The sequence below is a fragment of the Microcoleus sp. PH2017_08_TRC_O_A genome (assembly GCF_020738665.1).
In the GTDB taxonomy this organism is placed as follows: domain Bacteria; phylum Cyanobacteriota; class Cyanobacteriia; order Cyanobacteriales; family Microcoleaceae; genus Microcoleus.
Genome location: NZ_JAEQCE010000139.1, coordinates 1 through 9,460 on the forward strand (window position 1 = coordinate 1; position 9,460 = coordinate 9,460).

Sequence of the window (9,460 nt, forward strand, 5' to 3'; positions counted from 1 at the left end):
CCCGGCGGTTGGAAACCCGGCGGTTGGAAACCGCGTCTACACAGACAAAACCCGCCTCCGCGGGTTGAAGAAAAGGCGGTGAAATTACGTTATCTTCTTCAGTCCGCGGAGGCGGACATCGTTTGTGTAGACGCGGTTTCCAACCGCCGTCTTATCTTTGCAACAACCCCCAAAACCCCCAACCATGATAAAATAAATCCCGACATTATTCACAACTCCCCAACAATGGAAGAAAACCGCGCCCAAGCCTACCTAGAACTAATTCACACCCTGCTGAATTGCCCCAACGGCCAAGAGCCCCAGATATTACAAGATAACTCAGAATTGTTGGATGTCGAATTTCTGGAAACTTGCGAGTTGGTAGCCGAAAAAATGGCACAGCAAGGAGGACAAAACGGCGCTGATTTCCTGCGAAATCTGATCGGCCAGTTAGCACAATTAATCGATATCAACGATGGCGATAACTCCGCAGGTGAAAACCCCCAAGAGTATGCTAACTTTATCCTAGAATTATTGCAAGCAGAAGATGGTAGCAATAGCAATCCAGCAGTAATTCACCCGATGCTAGCCGAACGACAACATCTCCTCAATGCTCGGTTTTCTGAGATTTTAGAGCAAGTATTGCAGAGGTTACTTGGTGGCGAAAATGCACAAACTATTGAGTCAATTGTCAGCCTCGTTGAAGACTTGACGATTAATATTAGTAATTTTTCCGGTGGAAATAGAGCGAATAATATTGAAATTGCCATTGCCGCTTATCAACTTGTTTTAAATAATCGGCAACCGGGAAGCGAAAAGTTTGCTCAAACTCAAAACAACTTAGCTGCTGCCTATATTACCAGAATAAAGGGTTCGCGGGCCCAAAATGTGGAAATGGCGATCGCCCTTTATGGCGCTGCTTTAACAGTCTACACCGTTGAGGCTTTCCCGGAAGACTGGGCTATGGCTCAAAATAACCTAGCTGCTGCTTACGCTAACAGAATCAACGATTCGCGGGCGGAAAATATCGATCGCGCGATCGCATTTTTTGAGGCTGCTTTAACTGTTCGTACCCCTGAACAGTTTCCTGAAGATTGGGCAATGATTCAATATAACCTAGGTAATGCCCATAATGACAGAATCAACGGTTCGCGGGATGAAAATATCGCAAAAGCGCGATCGTTTTATGAGGCAGCTTTAACAGTATATACCCGTGAGGATTTCCCTGAATATTGGGCAATGATTCAAAAGAAGCTGGCTAATGCCTAAAGTGAGGCTGCTTTAACAATCTCAGAAACCGGGTTTTTTCCGATGTCTTCGCCTCGCATCGAATATCTTCGCAAAAACCCGGTTTCTCGCCACCATGCACAATCTCAGAAACCGGGTTTTTTCCGATATCTTCGCCTCGCATCGAATATCTTCGTAAAAACCCGGTTTCTCGCCACCACCCACAGTCTCAGAAACCGGGTTTTTTCCGATATCTTCGCCTCGCATCGAATATCTTCGTAAAAACCCGGTTTCTCGCCACCCATCAAACCAACCCCAACTATGATAAAATAAAACATAGGTATTATTCACAACTCCCCACAATGGAAGAAACCCGCATCGCAGCCTACGAGCAATTAATTCACACCCTGCTGAATTGCCCTAACGGAGACGAACCCCAGATATTACAAGATAACTCAGAATTATTGGATCGCGGATTTCTGGAAACTTGCGAGTCAGTAGCGGCAAAGTTGGCAGCACAAGGAGGCGAAAATGGCGCGAATTTCCTCCGAAATCTGGCCAGTCAGCTAGGGCAATTCATCGATATGAACGATGACGGAGATAGCAATAACTCTGAAGGGGAAAATTTGCAAGAATATGCAAAGTTTATCCTAGAATTATTGCAAGCAGAAGCAGATAGCAAGGGCGATATTAAAGTAATTTACCCGATGCTGGATCAACGGCAACATCTCCTCAATGCAAGTTTTGCGGAGATTTTACAGCAAGTATCCAAGAAGTTACTTGCTGGCGAAAACTCAGAAACAATTAGCTCACTTGTCGGCCTCATTGAACATTTAAGTGCTCATATTAGTAAGTTTCCTCTTGGGAATAGAGCAAATAATATTGAAATTGCCATTACTGGTTTTCAAATAGTTTTAAATAATCGAGAACCGGGGAGCGAAAATTCGGCAGGAACTCAAAATAACCTAGCTATTGCCTACAAAAACAGAATCAAAGGTTCGCGGGCGGAAAATCTGGAACGGGCGATCGCATTTTATGACTCTGCTTTAACAGTTTATACCCTTGAGGATTTCCCTGAAAAATGGGCAACGACTCAAAATAACCTAGCTCTTGCCTACAGTGGCAGAATCAAGGGTTCGCGGGCGGATAATCTGGAACGGGCGATCGCATTTTATAACGCTGCTTTAACAGTTTGTACCCTTGAGGATTTCCCTGAAAAATGGGCAATGACTCAAAATAACCTAGCTCTTGCCTACAGTGGCAGAATCAAGGGTTCGCGGGCGGATAATCTGGAACGGGCGATCGCATTTTATGACTCTGCTTTAACAGTTTATACCCTTGAGGATTTCCCTGAAGATTGGGCAATGACTCAAAATAACTTAGCAAATGCCTACAGTGACAGAATCAACGGTTCGCGGGCTGATAATCTGGAAAGGGCGATCGGCTTTTATAGCGCTGCTTTAACAGTTCGTACCTTTGAGAATTTCCCCGAACAATGGGCAATGACTCAAAATAACTTAGCAAATGCCTACAGTGACAGAATCAACGGTTCGCGGGCTGATAATCTGGAAAGGGCGATCGCATTTTATGAGGCTGCTTTAACCGTTTATACCCTTGAGGATTTCCCTGAATATTGGGCCAATACTCAAAATAACCTAGGAGAAGCCTACAGAAACAGAATCAACGGTTCGCGGGCAGATAATCTGGAACAGGCGATCAGCTTTTATAGCGCTGCTTTAACAGTTCGTACCTTTGAGAATTTCCCCGAATATTGGGCCAATACTCAAAATAACTTAGCAAATGCCTACTTATATAGAATCAACGTTTCGCGGGCGAATAATCTGGAAAGGGCGATCACATTTTATCAGGCTGCTTTAACAGTTAGCACTCTTGAGGATTTCCCGATCAATAATGTAGAAACCTTAAATAACCTGGGCTTGGCTTATCTGGCAAAACTAGACTGGATCGACCGAGATAAACCAGAAGACACAAACCAAAAAGCAGCAACTCTCCAAAGTGCCTACGATACCTTTAAAAATGCCATAACCGGAGCCTCCAAATTACGAGAGTTAGAATCGGGAGATGAAACCAAGCAAAAACACGATTTGCAGTGGGATAGACTCTACAGAGGCATGGTGCAAGTATGCCTCGATCGCCAAAACAACCAAGAAGCACTCTTATATGCCGAAGCCAACAAAGCCCGCAACCTTGCCGAAGTCATCGCCCAAAAACAGGAAACCCCCCAAGTCCTAAAACCCATTACTTTCTCCGAAATTACCCAACTCCTCACCCCAGACACCGCCCTAATTGAGTGGTACATCACCGACAAAGAAATCATCACCTTTGTCATCACTTACCCCGACGTGCTGACAGTGCATCGCAATCCTCAATGCGATGAATTAATCGATTTAGTTAATGAGTACCGGGCTGACTACAAAAAAAGCAAAACCCACTGGCAAACCAAACTCTCCGACTATCTCCAGCGTCTTGCCGAAATCCTCCAAATCACCACGATTCTGCCCTCAGAAAGTACGCGCTTAATCCTAATTCCCCACTGGTTGCTGCACCTGTTCCCCCTCCACGCCCTACCCCTAACCGACGACGAATTCTTGTTAGATAGATTCACCCAAGGGATTCAATACAGCCCCAGTTGCCAACTCCTGCAACAGATTACAATCCACCCAAATTTTGACCAACTCCTGGCCCTGCAAAACCCCACCTCGGATCTTCCCTACACCGATTTGGAAGTCGCCAGCATCGCCCCCAAATTCGCCATCAGTCAAATTCTTCCGGGCTCGGAAGCGAGTAAAACTAATCTTTTGGAACAGTATTTAGAGCAGTTAGAAAATGCTCATTGCGCGCATTTTTCCTGTCACGGTTCGTTTAATCCTGATGAGCCGCTGAAGTCGTTTTTGATTTTGTCAGGGGGTATCATCGAAGATTTAGGGGCATCTGAGCGTTATGTGGAATGGCGCGAAGGCAAAACAGCGGATATTGACAAATGCCTGACTTTGGCTGAAATTTTCGGACTGCGATTCAAACAGTGCCGCCTAGTCGTGCTTTCCGCCTGCGAAACCGCGCTAATTGATACACAGAATCGATCGGATTATATTGGATTACCGACGGGATTTCTCTACGCGGGAGCAATGGGAACTTTGGCCAGTCTTTGGGCTGTCAATGACCTCTCGACTGCCTTGATGATGGTAAAATTCTATGAGGTACTGCAACCTGGAGTTAGCATTGGTCAAGCGCTCCATGATACCCAGCGCTGGTTTAAGTCTGCTATTACTTCAGATTTGCTAGAATGGGTGGAAGGTTCGGAGAGTTTCGATGGAGACCAAAAAGAAGGTGTTACAGAATATCTGGGACGTTATAAACCGACTGTAAAACCCTACGGCGATGTTTATCATTGGGGAGCGTTTTGTGCTATAGGTTTATAATGTGAATGTGCAAATATTGTAGGGGCGGGTTCACCAACAATCTCCGATAAAAACCAAAGATTTCATAAACCCGCCCCGGCTATGATATAACGCACAATCTATTTGTACAATAGAATTGCGATCTAAATATTTCGGTGGGGTGGGGGCGGGTTTTTATAATCCATCGATGGGTGTCAAATATTTCGGCGAACCCGCCCCTACAGCACTTGGGATTATGATACGATCGTGAATGAATAGGGTATAATTCAAAGAAAGATTAAATTCGATCGATGAAAACCGACAGCCTATTTTACAGCATCTTCCAAGAATTTCCGTTTATTTTCTTTGCCCTGCTGGGTATACCTGCCGATGCTACAAACCAATACCAATTCACATCCCAAGAAGTCAAACAATTAGCCTTTCGCCTAGATGGTTTGTTTCTGCCAATTGTCGCAGATTCTCAACTACCATTCTACATTGTGGAAGTCCAATTTCAACCAGACCCAAATCTGTACTATCGTCTATTTGCCGAACTATTCATCTATCTCAAACAGTACCAACCGCCGCACCCTTGGCAATTGGTAGTCATTTACCCAAATCGGCAAACAGAAAGAGAAAGTGACATCCACTTTCAGGAAATGCTGGCACTCCCAAAAATTACCCGCATTTACCTGAATGAACTTACCGAACCAGAAACAGCATCTCTACCGATAAAATTACTTAAACTGGTAATCGAACCAGAAAACACGGCCTCGGATTTAGCTATAGATTTAGCCAGACAAGCCGAAACCGAAATACCAAATATCGCAGTCAGAGAGAGCTTCATAAACTTGCTAGAAACCATCATTTTTTACAAGTTACCCCAAAAATCCAGAGAGGAAATTGCCGCCATGTTGAACCTCAGTGACTTAAAGAAAACCAGAGTTTATCAAGAGATTCTTGAAGAAGTACAAGCTGAAGCACAAGCTGAATTGCAAGCTGCTAAACAGCGAGAAAAAGCTGCAATCCTCAGAATGTTTAATGTGGGATTAGCTACAGAACAAATTGCTCTATTCTTTGACTTGCCGATAGCTGAAGTAGCAGCGATTATCACCGAAGCTCAACAAGAACAATCTGAACAGAATTAATCAAAGTTTGGCGGGGGCGGGTTTACGAGATTATTGGTTTTTGGTAAAACCCGCTCCTACAGCACTTGACATTGTACATCCATTTTTGAGGTAAACTTATGATGAAAACCCTGATTTTGTCGGAAATCTATAACGCGATTACCAAAGCCCCAGAGATTCTGACTCCGCCATTTATTGAAGAATTACTCAAGACTGTTTTGCCGATAGCTGAGTCTGATGCTACTGATAAAGCAGTTAAAGAAGCTATTAATAAAGTCTATCAAAATTTTCCCGAAGTAGCAGAGCAGATTGCCAATCTGACTCGCAAAAATCTTGATGATGCAGAACCGGAAGTCACACCGGGCTATGAAACACTCACCAATAACTATCCTGATATCAAAAAGCTAGAAGCAAACTTAAAACAACGCATTCAACCACCCTCAATTCCCCCCGCACCAGATGCTAAAAATTGACCATCCCCAAGTCTATATCTACAGCTACCAACTCAGCAGCAAAAGTAAAACTGATGTTGACTCAATCTGGACTTGGGCAAATAGTATCTGGCAATATTTCAGTCTGGACAAAACCAAAGTTTTTTCTCAAGCAAACCTCAGTTATCCCCTCACTAAACCCAACAAATTAGAGCATTCAAATCAAATCGATGGTTCCTTAAGATTTTGTCGCATCGATGATAGTGAAGGTATCTTAGCGAGAATTGGCAGCCCAGAAACTGACGAAAACAAAGACTTAGAAGTCGCAGCATTAACACAATTCAATGTTAATAATCTTTTGGTTGCTGATAGTCATGAAAATTGGCTAGGACAAACCATTTTGATTACCTATAAATCAAAAACTTATCAACAGCCAAGTGACAATGACTTTCGCAAAGTTGCAGATGAATGTTTAAAACATCTTTTCCCAGAAGAGTCTGTGCGTCCACCTTTTTACCGTGATACTAAGTTATTCGATTCTCCGATGTTTGAGTATAGTTCTCCCAAAAGTCAAGTACAGGTATTTGTTTATCTGGTTGATGATGACATTGAGGGAAAATTAGGGAAGATTGTTCAACCTTTGTTTGAACTGTTTTATCACCGCCATAAAATCACCAAAGCTTTTATTGATAGTCGCAGAAATTACGATCTACTTAAGGAACGATATTTAGAGATTGAGCAAACAATCGAAAAGCTAGAAGCAAAAATCACCGAGGTAAGTCGGATTGAATTGTCAACTGGAGTTGATTCGAGGCAAAGTATTAATATAGATGAATCGTTAAAGTATCTAAAAACCAAACTAAAAGAGTTACTTCGAGAAAGCTTGAATTATGAAAGAGCTTTGGAATATTTAGAAGATTTTAATAACACGATTAATATTCATGTTTACAACTATCAAGAAAAGTTGTTGCAAATTAGTGATAAATTGCAGATACCAACTGATGATTTGACAACGTTCAAGTTTTTCATTGATAGAACTTGTCCGTATTTTCAAGAACAAATTAAGGGCGATTTAGGCTATTTCAAACATGGCACTGATTTGATTAAGATTGCGGTGGAGTTGGTGGGAGGAATTGTCGATATTGAACAAGCAGAATGCGATCGCTCCCTAGAAAGAAAAATTGAAATACTCGGTACTGGATTAGGCGCTGGAGGCATTGTGGTGTCTGCGGTTGCGAATTATGTAGAGAGAGACATAGTGTTCAGAATACCTCAAAATGGCGATCGCATTCATCCGGCCCTAGCTAGTCTGTTGTGGAGTCTCCTGGCTGTCATCCTGGTTTCTGGATTGATGGGTTGGATTAATGGTGCGTGGAAAATTAATGGTAGATTGAGATTGTTTGGGCGTAAATCTGTTGCACAATTACCCAATTCCCAAAGTCAACCAGTTAATGATATCTTGCGGGAGGTGGAAGAAGTGTCGAATCATGAACCAGGCGGTTAGAAACCCGGCGGTTAGAAACCGCGTCTACACAAACGATGTCCGCCTACGCGGACTAAGATCAGATATGATTCAGAAGTGTTGAAATCCCCGATCGCTCTCCAATCTAATATCACCATAAATACCACTGCTATCAGTCAACCAAATATCTGTGCTATCGGTAGTCATGCCGATAATCGCGGCTCCATTTCCGATTTTTTCTACTAATAACTCAGCATTTGCGATCGGCAAAAATAGCACCAACTCAAAATCTTCACCACCGTACAACGCCCAATCCAGAGCCTTTTCAGCGGATACGATTTCGCTTAAACTAGGGGGAATTGGTATTTTCGTGCGATCGACTTTTGCACCAACACCGCTAGCCCGACAAACCTGAATAATTGCATCCGCTAAACCGTCGCTACTGTCCATTCCGGCGATCGCAATTGGGGAATTAACCCCCCCCGGCCCCCCCTTGGTAAGGGGGGGAGAATTAACGCCTACCTTGCTAAGGGGGGGAGAATTCAAATCTTGCTTCCCCCCCTTACCAAGGGGGGGACTGAGGGGGGGTTCTATCTCACCTTCACAACCCAATATCTCCCAAAGCATCGGCAAAACATCCAACCTCGGTTTAGGCCGCTGATGAGCGAGAATTAAAGAAGTTCGATCGCCCTTTTCCAGATTTAGCCCAAATTCAGGATTCAACAACAACTCCAATCCCGCGCGAGAAGCCCCGTGCACACCCGTAGCCACAATCGCCCAATTCTCCGATCGCGCATTTGACCGACGAATGGTACGATCGCACTCAACCTCCCCAAAAGCAGTAATCGAAATTGTCACCACAGACGATCGCACAACATCCCCACCCGCGATCGGCGTATGATACACTTCCAAACAAGCCGTCATCCCCCGATAAAACTCCTCCACCCACAGCACAGCCGTATCCGCCGTCACAGCCAGGGCTACAGTCACCGCCAGAGGCTTTGCACCCATCGCAGCCAGATCCGACAAATTCGCGGCTGCGGCGCGCCATCCTGCGTCATAAGGGCTGGTGGTGCGATCGCTAAAATGCACTCCATCCACCAACATATCCGTCGTCACCGCCAGAGATTGGTGAGGATTTGTCGGAAGTACAGCGCAATCATCACCCACAATTTCGGCGGGACAGAATTTTTGTAATATTCTTAAAAGACCTTGTTCTCCGATATCTTTAATCAGCATTAAATTAGTTAAAAGCCACTAAATATTATTAGGAAACTGACAACTAACCACTGACAACTGTCAACTGTCAACTGTCAACTATCAACTGTCAACTGCTTTACCATTCCTTACCAGAACTCGGCGGCAAGCGCAACCTCGGAAACCGATAAAAAGTATCCCCTTCATCATCCACCTCTAAAATCGCCGAAAAAATCTTAACTTGTCGGTTTAAATACTGCTGAGCAACTTCAGCCTCAACTCTCGCGCTAGCAGCCAATTGAATCAGCGACATCTGACTGTTTTGAGTTTCCAACAACTGATAAAAAGCCTCATCCAACTGTCGCTTTTGCTTGCTTTCATTCAGATTGTTGACAATCAACAAGCCTGCGAATCCGCCCAAACCAATTACCAATAAAAATTCTAAAATTGCCATAAAAGCGTTATAATTGCTAGTTGGAATAACGAATCTCAGTATATCAAAAGAATGATGTTAATTAAATTTCAACTAATCTGATTAACTCTTCCAGCCCGCGGAGGCGGTCTTTGTTAGTGTAGAAGCGATTTAAATCGCCGTCTTTGTTTGTCTTTCTTCCAGCCCGCGGAGGCGGTCTTTGTTAG

The 9,460-nt window shown here is 43.9% G+C and carries 7 protein-coding genes; 5 read left to right on the plus strand and 2 right to left on the minus strand.

The window, feature by feature from the left end; all coding sequences use genetic code 11:
• The 5 genes from JGK22_RS31290 to JGK22_RS31310 form a co-directional block, all read left to right on the plus strand.
• On the plus strand, positions 1 to 1,248 hold a 1,248-nt coding region (locus JGK22_RS31290), incomplete at its 5' end, for a tetratricopeptide repeat protein (RefSeq protein WP_293314439.1).
• Between the two features lie 320 nt (positions 1,249 to 1,568).
• On the plus strand, positions 1,569 to 4,646 hold the full coding sequence (locus JGK22_RS31295) for a CHAT domain-containing tetratricopeptide repeat protein (RefSeq protein WP_293314441.1): 3,078 nt from the start codon (positions 1,569 to 1,571) through the stop codon (positions 4,644 to 4,646).
• Between the two features lie 269 nt (positions 4,647 to 4,915).
• Positions 4,916 to 5,752, plus strand: a complete 837-nt coding sequence (locus JGK22_RS31300; RefSeq protein WP_293198498.1) for an Rpn family recombination-promoting nuclease/putative transposase — start codon at positions 4,916 to 4,918, stop codon at positions 5,750 to 5,752.
• Positions 5,753 to 5,850: 98 nt separating this feature from the next.
• A complete protein-coding gene (locus JGK22_RS31305) occupies positions 5,851 to 6,204 on the plus strand; it encodes a hypothetical protein (protein ID WP_293186774.1) in 354 nt (117 codons plus the stop codon).
• Complete coding sequence (locus JGK22_RS31310) at positions 6,191 to 7,666, plus strand: hypothetical protein (RefSeq protein ID WP_293186773.1); 1,476 nt, start codon at positions 6,191 to 6,193, stop codon at positions 7,664 to 7,666. The genes JGK22_RS31305 and JGK22_RS31310 overlap by 14 nt, the downstream gene beginning before the upstream one ends.
• 69 nt (positions 7,667 to 7,735) lie before the next feature.
• On the opposite strand, the gene thiL is transcribed toward JGK22_RS31310, so the two are convergent.
• The gene (thiL, locus tag JGK22_RS31315; protein WP_293186772.1) at positions 7,736 to 8,863 is read right to left on the minus strand and encodes a thiamine-phosphate kinase; all 1,128 of its coding nucleotides are present in this window, start codon (positions 8,861 to 8,863) and stop codon (positions 7,736 to 7,738) included.
• 97 nt (positions 8,864 to 8,960) lie between these two features.
• Complete coding sequence (locus JGK22_RS31320; protein WP_293186771.1) at positions 8,961 to 9,275, minus strand: hypothetical protein; 315 nt, start codon at positions 9,273 to 9,275, stop codon at positions 8,961 to 8,963.
• Positions 9,276 to 9,460: the final 185 nt, after the last annotated feature.